This window comes from Thalassotalea castellviae (assembly GCF_031846185.1).
GTDB classification, from domain to species: domain Bacteria; phylum Pseudomonadota; class Gammaproteobacteria; order Enterobacterales; family Alteromonadaceae; genus Thalassotalea_H; species Thalassotalea_H castellviae.
In genome coordinates, this window is sequence record NZ_JAVRIF010000001.1 from 335,676 (window position 1) to 354,150 (window position 18,475).

The 18,475-nt window shown below is 38.0% G+C and carries 11 protein-coding genes and 4 tRNA genes; 6 read left to right on the forward strand and 9 right to left on the reverse strand.

The window, feature by feature from the left end; all coding sequences use genetic code 11:
- Positions 1 to 69: 69 nt before the first annotated feature.
- Positions 70 to 936, reverse strand: a complete 867-nt coding sequence (locus RM573_RS01490; protein ID WP_311576158.1) for a flagellar protein MotY — start codon at positions 934 to 936, stop codon at positions 70 to 72.
- Between the two features lie 174 nt (positions 937 to 1,110).
- On the opposite strand from RM573_RS01490, the gene rnt reads away from it, so the two are divergent.
- Positions 1,111 to 1,806 carry a ribonuclease T gene (gene rnt / locus RM573_RS01495; protein ID WP_311576162.1) on the forward strand — a complete coding sequence of 232 codons (696 nt, stop codon included), beginning with the start codon at positions 1,111 to 1,113 and terminating at the stop codon, positions 1,804 to 1,806.
- A gap of 59 nt (positions 1,807 to 1,865) precedes the next feature.
- Here the strand turns inward: rnt and RM573_RS01500 are convergent, their stop codons facing one another.
- The 3 genes from RM573_RS01500 to gltX all read right to left on the reverse strand — a co-directional run bounded on the left by RM573_RS01500 (position 1,866) and on the right by gltX (position 4,374).
- Complete coding sequence (locus RM573_RS01500; RefSeq protein WP_311576165.1) at positions 1,866 to 2,240, reverse strand: hypothetical protein; 375 nt, start codon at positions 2,238 to 2,240, stop codon at positions 1,866 to 1,868.
- Positions 2,241 to 2,336: 96 nt separating this feature from the next.
- Positions 2,337 to 2,858: a hypothetical protein gene (locus RM573_RS01505; RefSeq protein WP_311576169.1), complete on the reverse strand. Its 522-nt coding sequence runs from the start codon at positions 2,856 to 2,858 to the stop codon at positions 2,337 to 2,339.
- 103 nt (positions 2,859 to 2,961) lie between these two features.
- Positions 2,962 to 4,374, reverse strand: a complete 1,413-nt coding sequence (gene gltX / locus RM573_RS01510) for a glutamate--tRNA ligase (RefSeq protein ID WP_311576172.1) — start codon at positions 4,372 to 4,374, stop codon at positions 2,962 to 2,964.
- Positions 4,375 to 4,629: 255 nt separating this feature from the next.
- On the opposite strand from gltX, the gene RM573_RS01515 reads away from it, so the two are divergent.
- The 4 genes from RM573_RS01515 (at position 4,630) to RM573_RS01530 (ending at position 5,285) form a co-directional block, all read left to right on the forward strand.
- Positions 4,630 to 4,705: transfer RNA gene (locus tag RM573_RS01515), tRNA-Val, on the forward strand.
- 35 nt (positions 4,706 to 4,740) lie between these two features.
- Positions 4,741 to 4,816 (forward strand) — tRNA-Val (locus RM573_RS01520).
- A gap of 31 nt (positions 4,817 to 4,847) precedes the next feature.
- Positions 4,848 to 4,923 (forward strand) — tRNA-Val (locus tag RM573_RS01525).
- Between the two features lie 278 nt (positions 4,924 to 5,201).
- Positions 5,202 to 5,285: transfer RNA gene (locus RM573_RS01530), tRNA-OTHER, on the forward strand.
- A gap of 178 nt (positions 5,286 to 5,463) precedes the next feature.
- On the opposite strand, the gene RM573_RS01535 is transcribed toward RM573_RS01530, so the two are convergent.
- Positions 5,464 to 6,678 (reverse strand): CaiB/BaiF CoA transferase family protein, encoded by a 1,215-nt coding sequence (locus RM573_RS01535; RefSeq protein ID WP_311576175.1) that lies wholly within the window; start codon positions 6,676 to 6,678, stop codon positions 5,464 to 5,466.
- Between the two features lie 624 nt (positions 6,679 to 7,302).
- Here RM573_RS01535 and RM573_RS01540 point away from each other — a divergent pair.
- Positions 7,303 to 9,006, forward strand: a complete 1,704-nt coding sequence (locus RM573_RS01540; RefSeq protein WP_311576179.1) for a serine hydrolase — start codon at positions 7,303 to 7,305, stop codon at positions 9,004 to 9,006.
- 556 nt (positions 9,007 to 9,562) lie between these two features.
- On the opposite strand, the gene RM573_RS01545 is transcribed toward RM573_RS01540, so the two are convergent.
- The 4 genes from RM573_RS01545 to RM573_RS01560 form a co-directional block, all read right to left on the reverse strand.
- The gene (locus tag RM573_RS01545; RefSeq protein WP_311576182.1) at positions 9,563 to 12,520 is read right to left on the reverse strand and encodes a choice-of-anchor D domain-containing protein; all 2,958 of its coding nucleotides are present in this window, start codon (positions 12,518 to 12,520) and stop codon (positions 9,563 to 9,565) included.
- A gap of 408 nt (positions 12,521 to 12,928) precedes the next feature.
- Positions 12,929 to 14,122 carry an MFS transporter gene (locus RM573_RS01550; protein ID WP_311576185.1) on the reverse strand — a complete coding sequence of 398 codons (1,194 nt, stop codon included), beginning with the start codon at positions 14,120 to 14,122 and terminating at the stop codon, positions 12,929 to 12,931.
- Positions 14,123 to 14,183: 61 nt separating this feature from the next.
- A complete protein-coding gene (locus RM573_RS01555) occupies positions 14,184 to 15,677 on the reverse strand; it encodes a tetratricopeptide repeat-containing sulfotransferase family protein (protein WP_311576188.1) in 1,494 nt (497 codons plus the stop codon).
- 275 nt (positions 15,678 to 15,952) lie between these two features.
- Complete coding sequence (locus RM573_RS01560; RefSeq protein ID WP_311576191.1) at positions 15,953 to 18,448, reverse strand: TonB-dependent receptor; 2,496 nt, start codon at positions 18,446 to 18,448, stop codon at positions 15,953 to 15,955.
- Between the last annotated feature and the right edge of the window lie 27 nt (positions 18,449 to 18,475).

The following is an 18,475-nucleotide window of genomic DNA, read 5'->3' on the forward strand; positions in this document are numbered from 1 at the left end:
ATAGCAAAAACCCAACTTATCACTAAGTTGGGCTTATCAAAAATGAAGTTAGATTGTCATTTATATGCGTTATGGCTTGTCCATTCTGATCACAACGCGCCTGTTTTTAGCACGACCTAATACCGTGTCGTTAGCCGCAATATGTCGTTTTTCACCATAACCTTTTGCTTCAATACGACTCGCATCAATGCCGTTTTGAACAAAGTACTCTCTAATTTTATTCGCCCGTTTTTCTGACGTTTTCTGGTTAATATTACGAGCCCCATAACTATCAGAAAAACCATCTATTAACACTAACTCTAAGTCAGTATCTAAGCTTAAATATTCTTTGATCATGGCAATTCTTTTTTGAGATGACTTCGTGAATTTATCACTACCAAATTCAAAATTTAAAACCGTATAAGCAATATCATCAAAACTGTAATTTAATAAATTGCCGACACAGCCAATAAACTCTTGATACGCTTTATGAAAACGAGACGTGGATAATCCAACCGCTATTTTATCGTTATCGTTATACCAATCATTATAATAAAACGTCGGACTCATCCCTTGTTCAAGCTCAGATAACATAGTCCAAGCAACTTTTTTTGGTAAATCAGGAGCAAATTGCTTATGCAGTTTCATATCGGCTAACGTTCGACTTGCAATACCAGGTCGCCAGTTTGGAGCTACCGCTCTTACTTGTGCTAATGAATAGTTATCAGGCAGACGCAACATATCTAGTTCAAATTCCATATTAGTTTTACGATTAGCGGTACTGTAAAACTTAGCTTCACCATAATTAGGAATTTGATGCGATAATGTACATTTTAGTCGAGAATCTTTTTTTAACTGCCACTGTGAACTACCTAAATCAGCATGATACTGCCTGATCCCGGCATTGGCCTGACTAACAAGTATGCTCAAACTTATGGCTATTAACGTTTTTTTCATAACTATTTTATCTGTTTACTGAGCTTCATAAATTTTATCGACTCATTATCAAATAACTTTAACAAATATTTATTCATTCTGGCTTAACTTTGTAAAAAATTCTAGAAAGACTTTAGTTAACTAAGCATTATCTGCGATAATAACCATCGAATTAAAGAAATAAACTAATAATATATGACTGAAGAAGTAAAACAATCACAGAATGCTAACGAGAAAGAAAAAACAGCCTATGCCATGCGTTTTAGAGGTTATTATCCTGTCGTAGTAGATGTTGAAACCGCAGGGTTTAATGCTAACACCGACGCATTATTAGAAATTGCTGCAAGTACCTTACAGCTTGATGAAGAATCCGGTTTGTTTAGTTTAGATGAAACTATTCACTTTAATATAGAGCCATTTGAAGGGGCAAATTTAGAGCCTGCAGCGCTAGAATTTACCGGTATTGATCCTACGAATCCGCTTCGTGGCGCCGTCAGTGAAGAAGTAGCCTTGAAAGCAATTTTTAAGCTTATACGTAAAAAAATGAAAGCAGCCGGTTGCCAACGTGCAATAATGGTAGCCCATAATGCTGCCTTTGACCTTGGTTTTGTTAATGCTGCAACTGAGCGATGTAGCATAAAACGATCACCTTTCCATCCTTTCGTGAGTTTTGATACAACAACCCTTTCTGGACTTGCCTTGGGGCAAACTGTACTAGCAAAAGCCTGTAAAACAGCAAAAATTGATTTTGATAATAAAGAAGCGCATTCAGCATTATATGACACAGAAAAAACCGCTGAATTATTTTGTTATATCGTCAACAAATGGCAAGCATTGGGCGGCTGGCCACTTAATAGTGATCATGCAGAAGTAGAAAATTCTGAAGGATAGCGAAGCTTATAAACTCACGATTAAAATCACCTTTTACTATGTTAATTTCCAACATTAATTCAAAATAAAGAAGGTGATTTAGTACGGTTATTTTTTCGGCAAAGTAAGTTTCTTAACGCTAAAATCAATAAAGTGAATGCAGCAAATTGATAAAATGGATTTACTGTACTCATTAACACAAAGATACCTATTGCTGCATAAGTGTATGGCAAATATTCATAAATTAGTTCAGGAAAAAGATATTGAATTGAGTTAGCCTTGTGCTTATCTAACCGTCGGTGTGCCGAGCGAGAAACTAACACTATACAGGCAACAGCATAAAAAATTCCCGCCGAAAAAATCAAGGCCCATTCGTCACCAAGCACCAGCAAACCACCACTGGCTAAAAAATACAGGTAAGGTAAATTTTCATAGACTAATTTTGGTAACACCATGATATTTCTCTCCTTGTAATATATTATTAGTGTAGCGTTAAATACCAGAATCGCTAATGATATCTATTATTCTGCTTTCCGTTATAAGCAACTTTTTTAGACATTTTCATCTTGTAGCCATTCCACGTAACTAATAAAAAAACCTTGCCAAAAGTCCGTATTTTCACTGATATGTGCCAATTGCTTTCCGAACATTTCCAATTTTTCTAAATCAAAAATCGCCGTACTATCTGGAACAAATTTAGGCTCATCTTGTTCGGTAAAATGAAAAAGTAAATCAATACATTCAACAAATCCAGCTAATGATGTAGCAACAAGAGTTGTCTGCCATTGGTGTGTTGTTTCGTTAAAAATTGCCGTATATACGGGGAGTTGAGTATTATTTATCTCCACATAATAAGGATCGCCTAACTCAGTATCTTTCGCGATCACCAACCAATGTCGTTGCCAACTGCCCGGTTGATTACTAGCGATATTTGCTCCGTTTTTATCAATAGAATAACCAATTTGTGCCTTTTTAATCGCACGCTCTTCAGTGATAAGTTTAATACCTTGTGGACCTAAATAAGCTTCAGGTTGCGCTGAATTTAATAACGAGACTATTTCAGTTGTATCCATTTTTTAACTCTTAGGTCCATTCATTATTAGTCATTTAGCTAGATAAAAAAACAAAAGCCAATGTCTCAAAAAGATCATTGGCTTTGGCTCATTGCTTCATTGGTTAACTATTAGCAATTCGTGCTTCAACTACTGCTAACGCTTGGTCGATTCTGGCAACGACTTTGTGTTGATCAAGCAAAGCTAACGTTATATCTAAGGATGGTGAATTTCCGCCACCTGTTGCCGCAACACGCAATGGCATACCTACTTTACCCATACCAACTTCTAATTCAGCAGCGGTATCATTAATCGCAGCATGAATAAGCTCTGGCGACCACGTAGTTAACTCGGCTAATTTCTGTTTCACTAAAATTAATGGCTCTTTGACTACTGGACGTAAGTGTTTTTTAACAGCTGTAGCATCTAACTCTGTAAAGTCTTCATAAAAATAACGAGAAATTTCAGCCATTTCTTTTAAGGTTTTGACTCGATCAGCTTGGACTTTTACGATTTCTTCTAAGGCTGGGCCATTATCCGTGTTGATCCCCTGCTCAGCCATATGCCAAGCGAGATGTTTAGCCACATATTCTGGAGCCAAGGTTTTCATGTAATGTTGGTTGACCCAAATAAGCTTGTCGGTATTAAAGCCTGACGGTGCGCGATTACAATCTTTCAGGTCGAATAACTCGATCATTTCTTCACGAGAAAATATTTCTTGGTCGCCATGTGACCAACCTAAACGCACTAAATAGTTTAATAATGCTTCAGGTAAGTAACCGTCATCTCGATATTGCATAACACTTACCGCACCATGACGTTTAGATAATCGTTTACCGTCATCCCCCAAAATCATCGGAATATGTGCATATTCAGGAATTTCTGCACCCAGTGCTTTTAAAATATTAATTTGTTTAGGGGTATTACTAATATGATCGTCACCTCGCACAACATGCGAGACTTTCATATCCCAATCATCTACCACCACGGTTAAGTTATAAGTAGGTGTACCGTCGGTACGCGCAAGAATTAAGTCATCTAATTGCTCATTGCTAATCGTGATATCGCCTTTGACCATATCTTTAATAACCACATCACCGTCTAATGGGTTTTTAAAACGAATAACATAAGGTTGATCTTCAGGGTGATCAGTGCGGTCACGCCACATACCGTTGTATTTTTCAATTTCGCCTTTTGCCTTTGCTTCTTCACGCATGGCATCAACTTCTTCCGCGGTACAATAACAACGATACGCATGACCAGTCGCTAATAATTGCTCAATAACTTCTTTGTAGCGATCAAAACGTTTAGTTTGAAAAAACGGGCCTTGTGTCCATGCTAAGTTTAACCAGTTCATACCATCCATAATGGCATCTACCGACGCTTGGGTTGAACGCTCTAGATCAGTGTCTTCAATGCGAAGAATAAAGTCACCGCCATTTTTCTTTGCATATAACCAACTATAAAGTGCGGTACGCGCACCACCAACATGAAGGTATCCCGTAGGGCTTGGTGCAAATCGAGTTGTTAAGCTCATAAAAGTCTCACTATTATATTCAGACTAAGGAGTTGCCAAAGTCGTAAAATGATGTCTATAAAAATTGGCGACATTTTAACAGGCAATGAAACTGAATACATCTATTGTCTAAAACAAACCAACAAAAAGAATACAAAACAATCAAGCTGTTGATAATTGCAGCAGTTAAAATAAATTAATCAAAAAAAGCTAAAAAATGCTTTAGTTTTAGTTGACAGCCTTTACGATCTCCCTATAATACGCCCCCACAGAGATGGACGATTAGCTCAGTTGGGAGAGCACCGCCCTTACAAGGCGGGGGTCACTGGTTCAAGCCCAGTATCGTCCACCAATTCTGTTTACAGAATATCTCTTGATAAAATGATTGGACGATTAGCTCAGTTGGGAGAGCACCGCCCTTACAAGGCGGGGGTCACTGGTTCAAGCCCAGTATCGTCCACCAATCATTTTATCCCTGATTCATATATCTATATGGACGATTAGCTCAGTTGGGAGAGCACCGCCCTTACAAGGCGGGGGTCACTGGTTCAAGCCCAGTATCGTCCACCACTCATTTCTATACCTGATTTATATCACTGATATATGACAATTAGCTCAGTTATGAGAGCACCTTCTACTTATTACCACCCGCGCCGAATCACTAGTTCAAGCCCAGTATCGTCCACCACTCATTTTATGCCCGAAATTTATATCACTGATATATGACAATTAGCTCAGTTAGGAGAGCACCTTCTACTCTTTACCACCCGCGCCGAGTCACTGGTTCAAGCCCAGTATCGTCCACCACTCATTTTATGCCCGAAATTCATATCATATCAGATATATATGGACGATTAGCTCAGTTGGGAGAGCACCTTCTACTTTTTAACACCCGCGCCGAATCACTGGTTCAAGCCCAGTATCGTCCACCACTCATTTTATGCCCGAAATTCATATCACTGATATATGACAATTAGCTCAGTTGGGAGAGCACCTTCTACTTTTTACCACCCGCGCCGAATCACTGGTTCAAGCCCTGTATTGACTAACTATCTAATTTAGTTGAGTTGTTTGAAAACTCGGCCTTAGAGTATATACCTTGATATTTGCTTAACTAATGATGCCGTCCTGATAAAGTTGGTTAATTTGCGCTTTGCTATAATTTAACTTATTCGATAAAACAACAAAGGTATGCTGTCCTAAATCAGGAGAAGCGCTATGATATTGTAATGGCGTTTGGGAAAGGTTAATCGGAGAAGCAATCGTATCGACTTCTTCCCCATGTTGATTTGTGACTTTTCTGATCATTTCTCTATGTTTAATTTGTGGATGTTCAAATACATCTTGCAAGGTATTTACAGGTCCACAAGGTACGGCAATACTCTCAAGTTGATTAAGCCACCATTGACTTTTATGAGAGGCAAGTATATTCGCTAAAATAGGGATTAAGCTTTCACGATTGTTTACTCGTTGCTCATTAGTAGCAAATCTAGGGTCCTGTGCCAAAGTAGCACATTGAGCTAGCTGGCAAAATTTCACAAATTGTTCATCATTACCTACCGCTAAAATAATACTTCCATCAAGAGTCGTAAAAGTTTGATAAGGCACAATATTAGGATGCTCATTGCCATATCTTGGTGGATTAGTCCCGGTAGCTAGATAGTTCATTCCTTGATTCGCTAAAGTGGCAACTTGTACATCAAGTAAAGCAATATCAACGTGCTGACCTTCATTCGATTGATGTCGCGCCATTAATGCAGCTAAAATGGCATTACTACAGTATAATCCCGTCATAATATCAACCAATGCAACACCAACCTTCATCGGCATGCCATCAGGCTCCCCCGTTAAACTCATCAAGCCACCTTCTCCTTGGATCATGCCATCATAACCGGCTTTCTCTGCACTGGGACCGTTTTGACCAAACCCTGTAATAGAGCAATACACTAATCGGGGATTAATTGCTTTAACACTTTGATAATCAAGTCCATATTTTGCGAGGCCACCCACTTTATAGTTTTCAATCAGTACATCCGCCTGAGCGATTAACGCCTTAATAATTTTTTGACCTTCTTCGTTTGTGATATCAATGGCAATGGATTGTTTATTTCGATTTGCACAATGAAAATACGCCGCTTGTGGAGGTTGTTCTTGAGTTGCAGGTTTAATAAATGGGGGGCCCCAATAACGGGTATCATCACCTTTTTCAGGTCGCTCTATTTTTATCACTTCAGCTCCCATATCAGCCAACATTTGTGAAGCCCATGGCCCCGCCAATATACGACTTAAATCAACCACTGTAATATTTTCTAATGAACTACTCATAAAACGATCCTAGATAGACAAGATAAGCTGAGCTTATAGCCTGCCCAATAAAACATATTTTGAGTAAATTGTCGTGGTTTAAAAGTGTTATCCCATTGTAAATGCGTTATTATTTTTGATTGGTTTCAGTCTCGGTTAGTTCAACGCTTTCTCATTTATGGCTGCTTTACGAGCAAAAAACACATAATAAATAACCTACTTATGGATCCATATTTTAAAAATAACTGGCACCAACCTTTAAACTATTAAAAGTAAGAATTTAACCACCTGATAGATTAGTAAAATAAATGAATCTGGTACCATCCACTCTTGTTAACTGGCACTGTTAATTATTGTTCGACAAGGCTATCTTCATCTATTAAGTTAAAGATAAGTAGCCCTAATCATAGTAATGAACCGACAACATACTTTTTTATAAAAACTGAATAACAATTTCCAGCTGTCAATTTAGAGATCTAAACCATGAAACCCCTTCATTACTTGCTATTTATATTAATAATTTGTATTGCTTACTCTTTAGACGCATCGCCTGTTTCACAACACAATCTTTGTCTTAATAATAACCAATCAAACAACGAAAATTGCATAGATTACCTTTCAAAATCAAGTTCTGATAAATCGAAAATGAACTGTCTTTATGATTGTTTATCGGGTAATGGTGAAGTTGTGCGAGAAGGGTTAACCTTTGCTTATGCTATGGGAAAAACTCCAATATCGTTAATGAATTATCAACATTATCAACTTCCCAAAAATGCTGCAAACCCGAGGAATCAATTTCAGGGAATACTGACCTTACAAGATGACACTAACCAAGGAAAAATTATCGAGGTTGGAGGCAATAATAACTTATCAAACTATAAGCAGGCTAAGCATTTACCCAAATTTTCTTTTGAATTTGTACAACACGGAAGTCATATCATTCCAGTAACTCGCGGCTTAATTACTACCAACCATGCTAATTGGGAATATATTTTAGCACCAGGTAGAGTTTGGCAAGAAAAATCGGATAATGGATACAGCCGCGTTTCTTTACCTTTTGCCTTACAAGAAAAAAATGCCAATTGTACGTGGAACGGTGTTCTGTCATTTTTATTTAAAGATCATGGCGAAGTGTCTGAAGTGTCATATCAAGTTGCCGCTGACACTTGTTTGTATTTAAAATTTAATATGTGGGGGCGATTAAAAGCGAATTACACACCAAAAACCATTGCAAATTCTGCTGTTATTCAACGTGATTACGAAGCAGAAGTAGCGCGAAGAATGCCAACTAGACCAATTAGCCAACTCGCCGAAGATTACCCATCTGCTGGCGTGAATATTGCCAATATCGGCAGCAATCAGGTAAAACAGCACATGACTCTTTATGGTATCGCCTATAAAGGTGTTCATTATGTTGGTGGTTGTGATACACGTTATGGCGTTTACCCTTATTGCGACGTAATGGCGGTTCCCTCATATTCAACCTCGAAAACTACGTTTGGCGCGTATGGCTTAATGCGCATTGAACAACTATATAAAGGCAAGCAAAGTGAAATGTTTGTCAATCAATGGCTAACAGATTGTAAGTCGTCTAATTGGAAAGATGTAACTGTTGAACATTTATTAGATATGAGTACGGGGAATTTTAACTCACCTAATAGTCATGTTGATGAATCATCCGAGAAAAAATTAAAAGAGTTTTTTGAAGTGAACACGCATCACGCTTTTGTTAATTTTGCCTGTAACTACCCACGAAAAGCAACGCCAGGTTCGACATTTGTTTATCACACATCAGACACTTATCTTTTAGGTTATGTCTTGAATGCCTTTTATCAAGACAAAACCTCAATGAGTAAAGATTTTTGGCGAGATGAAATGGTAGAAAAATTATGGAAGCCTTTGGGTCTAAGCCCGACGATGTACACGACAAAACGAAGTTATGATACGGTTCAACAACCCTTTACGGGATATGGACTCACTTACCATAGGGATGATGTAATAAAACTGGCCGAGTTTTTAAATAACGATTTAGGGCAAATCAATGATGAACAAATGCTTGACCGTAAAATGGTTAATGAATCTCTCAATTTAGAAAATGGTGGTTTAATCGCCGGCCGTCAGATAGACAAATACAACAATGGTCTTTGGTATTATGATATTAATGGCGATAAATCTCATGATTTTGGTTGTTCGTCATCAACTTGGATCCCCTACATGTCAGGCTACGGTGGAATTTCTATAGTGCTTTTACCGAATAATATGACCTATTACCACTTTAGCGATAATAATTCTTATAAATGGAGCAACAGTGCCTTTGAGCTTCATAAAATAAGCCCTCTTTGTCATTAATACCGAATAAAAATTTATATTGGAGAATAAAAACTAAAGGATGAAATCGCGAATTATCCATTTTAGGTAAACGAACTCACAAATTTTCAATCAGCAGTATTGCCGCACGATATATTTGTGCTTGTCCACCCGTGTCATTTTATTCTTTATTCGCGCAAATCTGTTCTTCAAAAAACAACCTGATGCAAACTTGTTCGCTATTTTTGAGTTAGAAATCCTTGGTTTTCTTTCACGCTTTATCAGTGATTCAACGGTCAAAAACTTGTTATTTTTTAACCAAAAGCATGGCATGAACAAGCAAAAAAACAAAGTAACAACTTGTTAACTCCCTTAGGAATTCGCTGATTACTCAGAAATAAACACACGGAGTGTTTTATCTATTATTGAGTTAAGAAGACATGAGTCACTAAATTGATTACAAGATATTGTGATCTGGGCGGAGTAAAAAAAAGCTGAGTGATATTCACTCAGCTTTTTTGCTATCAAGCGACTAGCTTTTAAACGATTCTGTTAAGTGCTTAAAGCTTTTAACAAATGTTCGTTATACAAATGACATTTAATTACACATAGCGCGAACTTTATGCAACTCTTTTGCGGTGTTAATTTGACCATAGTCTTCACTATCACTAAACGCGTAGTAAATAGTATCGTTTGGCAATAAACTTACCACAATTCCGCCATACCCTGACATATAAGGTATCGCTAATGAATTGGTACAACTGAATGCTTCTTGTGCGTTCCAAATCCAAAAACCATTATCATAACTGTCATATTGACTACCGGCATTTAAACCATGAGGAGTTGTTTGTAACACTTCATTTAACATCGTTTGATCAAGCACTTGCGTGCCATTAATCACACCATTATCTTGATGTAAAAATTCGGCAATTTTAACAATGTCGTCATGATGATAAGTCAAACCATAACCAGTGAAAGCTTGTCCAGACCAAGGTTGAACAACCGAATCATTCGTTCTTGAAGTGGTGCTGATTGCAGGGCTTAAACCTAATGGCGTCCATAAGTCATTATTTAACATATCCCACAAATCAGTACTTTCCATATCGTTCATTTCAGCACCTAATAAATAGGTATCTGAAGTATGATAAACCCACGTAGTACCAGCCGAGACTTTTTGAGTATAACTACACGAATGATTTAATTTTTCAGTATGACTATATTTAAGGAAGAAATTATTAGCGGTAGTACTATCACCTTCATCAACTTCAAATCCTGAAGAGGTATATCGTCCTGTCGACATATCTAATAAATTTTCAAATGAAACTTGGCTCCAAGTGCTGTTCGAACACAAAGAAACATTCGTATTTTTCGTACCAGGATATTTTTGCTCTAACCTCATTAAACCAACGGCACCGACAACCGATTTAGCGGTTGAATAAGAAGGTAATGACATGACTTCACAATAAGGATAATCCCCTCTTCTGGTTTTACAACTACTGACATAGTTGATCCCATCAATCACGACCCCATAGACCGTTTGATCTGCAGAAGCCTGATCCGAACCAATTTTACTGGTATCAATTGATGCAGTTGGAAAATCAACCGTCAAGTCTGCAATTGTTTTTGTTGGCATACGACGAGCAACTTCGGCTTGGTAGTTATTTGCTATAACGCCAGCATTGACAACACTGCTTGGGGTATAGCTTGCATCAAGAATCCCCCAGCTATCATATTTAAAATAAGCACATGTTTCTGTCGCTATTTGATAGGCCACATTAGAAATAGACCCATCGGTTTTAAAAAGAAAGCTTAAGACACCGTTATGTGTACAGTTAGCGCCAGCTTCTTGTAAAGCAAAAGGAATTGACGCACGACTAAAACCATTATCATTATTTTCATTCCATACTCTGCCCGGCTCTAAAATGTAATGCCATGAAGGGTGTTCCGTTGGAATTAATCCTCGTTGAACAGGTATAATATGAGTACCTTCTTGCACGAATTCAAAATCAAACTCAGGTAGGTGCTCTGGATCCGTATAACTCCCAGCAATACTCGTACCTTGCTCTTGCAAGTTACCCGTGGTCGACTCTCCGGTGAGAACTAAGCTACCTTGAAAATTATTGGTTGGATTAGCCGCTTCATTTGGCACAGCAAAGGCACTGTAATCAACTAAGTTGAAGCTAGTGCTGTTTAATGCAGTTGAGGTAAGTAAGGTACGATTAACTGCACCACTACCCGATAATGGGTCGTAAACACTTCCCGAATTTTCTGCAATTGCGTTGCCAGTTAATGTTAAAGTAGCACTGCTTTCATCGGCATCGTTATTCGTGATCGTTAATAGCTCGTTTAACGTCCCTTCACTTGTAGGCGCATATTGAATATTGATATTGCAACTGCTATTTGGACTAAGAGTTTGATTAACACACGTTTCGCTACTGATACTTAACCCACTTGAGTCAGCACCATAAATACTTCCTATTAATAAATCGGCAGTGCCTTCATTGGCAACGGTGATCAGCAAAGACGACGTTTGATTTACAACCACATCACCAAAATCTGTCGAGCCGGTTATCGTTATTTCAGGAGCTTGAGCGGCGGAATAAATAGAAAATTCATCGGTATAACAAACATCATAATCATTATTATTATATTCGTTATTAGAATTGCCTTGCATTCGAACATGTAACTGGGCCAAATTATTGGCATCACTACTTAACTTAACACTACCATTACGGTAATACCAATCGTCTTCACCGTTCGAAACTGAAGCGATGGTTGAATAACCACTACCGGTATTAACTTGAATATCACAAGACTCGCCAGCTTCTAGCCAGCCCCCAAGTAAATGCCAATCGATAACGATATTACTTTTGCCGAGCGTTGAAAATGTTTTCGTTAAGTTTGCAGAGCCTCTCAATTTAATAGCATTGCCACTCCAAACATAAATACCGGTTTCTTGAGACACGCCGGTAGCAGCAGTAGCATTACCATTATCAGCAATCCAAGCTGACCAGCCAGCATCTAAATTATCGCTAAAGGGCAAAGTTGCTGGAGCAACAATCGGATCACCTTGAACGGTAATATTGTCAAAATAACAATTATCAGCATTATCCGTTGCATTAGCCCGCGCTCGTATTTGTAGGGCAGCATTATCGCTTGCCCCCGTTGGCGAAATACTTCCAGAATACCAAGTAACCCCATCGTCTTGTCCATTAACTACTTCTTCAATTGTTAGCCAATTTGCGCCATTATCAACAGACAGCTCTGCAATACATGTATCAGTACTTTCTAATAAATAGCCTACAACGCTTGCATCAATACTAACATTATCAAAACCTGCAGTTGATATGGTTTGCAATGCTGATTTCTTATTTTGTAATCGTAACGAGTAATTTCCGTTATATAAATTCGCTATAGCGTCATTGCCAACTCCAGAGATTTGCCAGTCGCTTATATCACCATCTTGAAAATCGTCACTGAAAAGGGTCTCTGCAACACTAGGAAAACTTAAGATAGATAAGAGTACGAACATACTTTTATTATTTATTTTATTCATCGTTTGTCCTTTTTATTATATTTTTTGATTAGATGTATTTTGATACAAATTCTATTAAGGGATAATCAAACTAGCACTGTAAAACTAATTCACATAGCACCAAAAGCCAGCATCATCTGGTGCCAGATCAAAACGATTAGAGACGATAATAGCTTTTTAAAACCAGTGAACTAAAGTTGTTAATATGTTGAGGACGACAGGTGTTTTGATGATTTTCTTCTAGTGACAAAACGAGGTTAATTTGCACAGTATCAACAAGATAAAAGTAAACGTCAGAAGTTATCGTTAAAAATATGGCTGGATGACAGTATTATTTGAATAAAAAAAGATAGTAGAAAAATAAGCTAATCTCGCGAGAATAAAATATTTATTCAAGCGAGAAGTTAACGAACTATAAAAGCTAAATCACTAAACCATTGTTTTTTTGTCGAGTGACAACGCTGGCTTAATCACCACGATTGCACATAAAACAAGACCTATTACCGCTATATCAATAACCTGCTGGTAATTCTCATCATGAAGCACTAACGCTGCGATCATCGGGCCAGATGCTAAGCCCATTTTAGAGGCGACGCCACCTAACGCTGCCATTTGACCACTTTTATCCAATTCAGAACAAATTCCAAATAAATAAGGTAATACAAATGCCCAAGTGATCCCAATAGTTATATTCGTCATTAAATAAATCATTTCATTGCTACTAAAGTGAAGTAACCAGCTACAAAAAGCCGTAAGTAAAGTGGCAATCACAACTGGAATGGTTCGGCCATATTTAGTACCTATCAGGATAACTAACAATGCCCCAATTAATGCCACCCAACTAGCAACACCTAAAGCATTGGACATAAAATCAAGCGATAAACCATCGGCTTTGCCTAAACTGATCATGTAAGCAAATAGCCCCATGTTCGCCGCTTGAAATAAAAAGATTCCGCTTAAGTTTAAAGTTAATGGCAACCGCAATCTTTGTGTTGTATCACTGGCAACAGTTTTTAAAGGCTCAATTATTTTTTCAACCTCATAATGAGGTAAAAACGGCATCATCAACAAGGTGATTAACGTAAAAGTCGTTAATGAGACAAATAGTGCACTAGTGCCAAATTCTGGAACCAACCCGGGTAAATACATGATGCCAAGGCCCCCAAGCCCCCATTGAATTAATAACAGATAGCCAAAGGTTCTATCGGCTTCAGAGGTGCGTGAAATAATACTAAAACCAATACCAACTAATAAACCGCCTGTTAAGCCATGAAAAGCTCTAAACGCAATCATAGTCACTGGTTCGGTAATAAAAATACAGCTTGCATCTATGGTTATTAAAGCAATTAATAATAAGTAACACCAACGTTGCCATCGAATATGTTTTATGACAAAAACCGCTAACAAAGCACCTATCGCTGCACCATATAAATTAGCGGAGCTGACAAATCCCGCCTGTTGACTGGTAAACGCAAGCCCTTCTTTCAGGCCGTTTACTACCGCAGGCATAATATTGATATAAAATATGCCTGCTGTTGTTAAAAACGCCAATATAATACGTGCAATCACGCCATTGGGGGCTACTTTTATTTGCTCGAAAGGGACTGTGGAAATACTTGGCATTTAATAACTCTTATTGTTAGATATGTTAATTAATAATCTGGTTTAACATGGAATATTCAGATCAGTCACAAGCGATACCCGCTTGGACAAGTAATTGCTTTATTGGTTGTAATTCTTTTTCAAACTGACGCCATTTACCCGTCGAACTTCGATAAACTTTTTCTCTTACTTGGCTGGCACTTGCAGTGGTAGATGGCGCGCTATTATTTTGAAAATCAATACACTGTTCTTGCCAATCGAGATCGCAATAAGCAATCAGTTTTTTCGCTTCTTTCGATAAATCATCAACCACATCTTCATAAGCAACTTGATGAATAATATTGGCTAATACCTTTAACCAATGTTGCATCATGTTATGGTGAGCAATGTAATATTGAGCCAATTCTGTTAATTGATAAGAAAATGGGTAACCATTAGTGAAAAGTTGCTTATAGATTGAAAAACAAGTATCTAAAGGATGCCGGGTCACATGAATGATTTTTGCTTTAGGTAACGCTAAATGGATCAATCCAACGTATAGTGAGTTTAACGGTAACTTATCGATAAAGTGACGCGTATGACCAGTCTCAGGCCGAGTGCTGTTGATATAATGTTTGCCCAGTGCTTGAAAATCAATCTGACTCGTTAATTCAACTAACTCATTTCGTGTTTGAGGTGGAGTTTTAGTGACATTTTTAACGGCTTCCATCATACACAAAGCAAAATTATTTAGCTCACCGGCATTAAACACTTCTTGGTGATTACTGATAATGCGTTCAACCAATGTCGAACCTGTTCGAGGTAAACCTAGAATAAATATCGGCTCATTATTTTCAAGCGGCGCTGCTTTATTTGACGCTTTTAACGTTAAATTGCTAGCTTGATATTGCTGAAAAAATTCTTTTGTAAACGTCGTGGTTATTTGTTTTAACGTTGAAATATCATGTTCAACTTGATATCGCATACAATCACGACGACTTTTAGCACCGAAATTGAGTTGTTCAAAACATTGTGAATATTTCCCAATGTCTTCTAATTCTTTTGCCAGAGCATAATGAATTTGCGCTTTACTAATCGGGTGTTTAACCCCTTGTTTTAATATTTGTTGAAGTTGGTCTATATGGTTATTGTTTTGGCTTTGTTTTTTTAAACTCGAGCGCAACCAATAAGCTTCATAATCATGAGGATTTAATGATAAAGCGTGATCTAAATGGGTTTCTGCTAAGGAAATATTGCCTTGATAACGAGCAAGAGATGCTAGATTAAAATAAAGTTGCGCACTTTCAACCGGTTGTTTCTTTTCATTAATAAAACCAACGGCTTGTTGATAATAATACTGCGCTTGTTCAAAATCATTTAATTGGTTAAACATCACAGCTAAGTCATTACATTGCGCTAAGTTTGCTGCTTGTTTGTTTTTCAAGTTAAGCGCAAGATCATTCGCGGCGCTTTTATCAAGCATTAACAACAAGGTATTCACTTTCTGTAATTGCCATTGTAACGAACTTGGTTGCAATTCGATCGCTTTATTGATGGTTGATAATGCCAATTCGGTATTTTTTAACTGAAAAGCCAAAAAGCTTGTAGCATACCAACCGTCTGCATTATCAGGAAATTCTTGGTTAATTTTTTGACACGCAAGCTCAGCTTTCGCGACATTCTTTTGATTAATAAAGGTCCAAGCTTGATCAAGTTTTAATTCAATGGCTTGGTTTATCGATGTGATACTGATGTTAAAATCCTTACACTCAAAATAAAAACACTTAGAAAGAAGTAATCATAACAACATAACTTGTTGTGAAAACGCTAGCAACAATGATCATTCACATGACCATTGTTGCTAACGACCGATTAAAAACTATATTTAGCCGTAAGTCCTATTGTTCTAGGTTGACTAATATAATCTTTTGATGAATTACCTAAAAAGTTTTCAGACGGGTCTGTGCCCATAGCATTTTCAGGTATAACGCCGGTAACACCATCCTCATTGAAGATATTATTCACGTATAAAGTAATATCCCAATTATCAGCACTTAATCGAGTGCTTGCTCCCCAGATAGAAAAGCCATCTATATCTGATTGATATTTACCTTCACCAAGTGCATTGACTGTATCCGACTGATAATAACCATTCACTTGTGATATCCAATACATGCCATTATCCATAGAATGGGTGTAATCCATCGATAAACTCAAGGTGTTTTTAGGCGTAGCAGGTAAACGGGTTCCGTCTGAAGCAACTAAGTAGGTGGGATCAGTTGCACCAATACCTGATGGTGCATAGAAATCATCTGTTAATTCCGCTTCAATATAAGCATAGCCAAGTACGTAATGTAAATCTTCGGTTAAATAGCCTTGCAGTTCCAACTCAACGCCCGACGTTTTAGCTGATTCACCATTTGCTACGGCGAAGAATCCCCAAGTAGTTGCGGTGTTTAATTGCGGATCTTGCCAGTCAATCATAAAGGTTGAAAGCGTATAACTATGTGCGCCGCCAGATAAGTAGCCTTTAACACCCATTTCATAGTTCACGGCATAATCTGAAGTATATTGTTGCCACTCAGGTCTTTCTTCTAATGAGCCACTAAGTGGCACCGCGTTAGCACCACCTCGACGATAGCCTTCAGCGATTGTTGCGTAAAGCATAGTGTCGTCTGATAAATCGTAAGACAAATTACCTTTAAACAAGGTGTCGCTTTCTTTCGTTTTAAAACTTGGCTCATCACCTAAAAACGGCCAAATAGGTAATGATAAAATTGTGTCATTACTAAATTGGTTATCGAAATAACGTGCTCCGACAGTAGCGCGGAATTTATCTGAAATATGATAAGTTAATTCACCAAAAACTGCCGTATCTTCGAAATTTTGATTTCTGATATAATGGAAGTCATTATCAGTATAAACCATACCGTAGCCCCCCATAATATCCCACCAAGTTGAGAACGCTGAGAAGGCCCACTCTTGATACCCTGGCATATAGCTATCTTGAGTAGAAAGCGTGTCTTGATCCATATAGTAAGCACCAATTACCCAATCAATATTGGCTTTACGTTCATTCGATACTAGACGTAACTCTTGCACAAAAGCATCTTCTTTATAACCGCGTTCAGCCATAGCTAAAGGTCGAGGCGTGCCATAATACAGATCAGCAAACCAGTTGTTTTGTGCGTAAAACCCTGTGTTATCGCTAATTGAGTTACCTTCATGCGTATATTGAGATGAGCTTGATGTTAAAGTTGCAAAACCTAAGTTCCACTCAACTTCTAACGTAGTTAATGATACATCACGTTCAGAAGGTTCAAGCAACACAGCACCATTTTCATAATCACCGTAGGCTTGTTCACTACCATCAACCCAATGAGTACCGCGGGTAACTTGTCTACGTCCGCCTATTTCATCATTTTGAAATTGATGGGCTAATAAAAAAGTTAAATCACTAGTCGCTTCAAACAAAGCAGATACTCTACCGTAAGTAATATCCACGGTATCTGCGTCTTCAACACTTCTAAAGGTATTTCCACCAGAAGCTATATCACCATTACTTGCAGGAGGGTTATAACCTGGAGAAGCAACAAATCCGCCTGAAGGGTCAAAATTTGCCGAAGGAATACTACCGGCTGGAGCTTTAGAATTATCAACTAAATTATAAACATTGGTGTAATCTACAATTCCGTCGTTATCAATTTTTCCTACATTGGCTCGAATAGCGAAGCGATCGGAAATAGGCAAATTGAGCATAATATCTGTATTTAAATTAAAGCCCTCAGAGCCTTCTGCTTGCCCTAAACCAACACTGGCTGTGCCAGTAAATTCTTCGGTATCAGGACGATTCATACGATATTTTACGGTACCCGCTAACGAACCCGAGCCATATAACGTCCCTTGTGGTCCACGCAGCACTTCTACCATTTCAACATCTTTTAAAATGAAATTGGCATATAAAGGCGTATCGTTAATATAAGAAGCAACCGTTGGTACCGCTGACAAAGCAACGTCGCCATTTGCACCACCATCAACGTTGACACCACGAATAATAACCCCATTAACCGCGCCAGAATTGCGATAACCGCGATCAACCACAGTGATACCAGCAACATTGCGCATCAAATCAGAAGCATCAATAATACCAGCATCTTCGAGCTCTTGGCCTGACACCGCGGAGATATTATAAGGAATTTCTTGAAGTGTTTGTGCTCTTCGGTTTGCGGTAACTTCAATTATTTCAATTTTGCCTTTTTCAGTAGCTTCTGCTTCAGCGGCATTTGCGCCTATCGATGTAAACGACATGAATAAAGCGGTACTCACTGCACTAGAAACGAGCGACTTACTAAAATCTACCTTTTTCATAATATTCCTCGGTGTGTATTGTTTTTA

What these genes read in the sequence shown, in the direction of transcription:
- RM573_RS01490 (WP_311576158.1), bottom strand. Translation starts at nt 936, where the DNA reads ATGAAAAAAACGTTAATAGCCATAAGTTTGAGCATACTTGTTAGTCAG.
- rnt (WP_311576162.1), top strand. Translation starts at nt 1,111, where the DNA reads ATGACTGAAGAAGTAAAACAATCACAGAATGCTAACGAGAAAGAAAAA.
- RM573_RS01500 (WP_311576165.1), bottom strand. Translation starts at nt 2,240, where the DNA reads ATGGTGTTACCAAAATTAGTCTATGAAAATTTACCTTACCTGTATTTT.
- RM573_RS01505 (WP_311576169.1), bottom strand. Translation starts at nt 2,858, where the DNA reads ATGGATACAACTGAAATAGTCTCGTTATTAAATTCAGCGCAACCTGAA.
- gltX (WP_311576172.1), bottom strand. Translation starts at nt 4,374, where the DNA reads ATGAGCTTAACAACTCGATTTGCACCAAGCCCTACGGGATACCTTCAT.
- RM573_RS01535 (WP_311576175.1), bottom strand. Translation starts at nt 6,678, where the DNA reads ATGAGTAGTTCATTAGAAAATATTACAGTGGTTGATTTAAGTCGTATA.
- RM573_RS01540 (WP_311576179.1), top strand. Translation starts at nt 7,303, where the DNA reads ATGAACTGTCTTTATGATTGTTTATCGGGTAATGGTGAAGTTGTGCGA.
- RM573_RS01545 (WP_311576182.1), bottom strand. Translation starts at nt 12,520, where the DNA reads ATGAATAAAATAAATAATAAAAGTATGTTCGTACTCTTATCTATCTTA.
- RM573_RS01550 (WP_311576185.1), bottom strand. Translation starts at nt 14,122, where the DNA reads ATGCCAAGTATTTCCACAGTCCCTTTCGAGCAAATAAAAGTAGCCCCC.
- RM573_RS01560 (WP_311576191.1), bottom strand. Translation starts at nt 18,448, where the DNA reads ATGAAAAAGGTAGATTTTAGTAAGTCGCTCGTTTCTAGTGCAGTGAGT.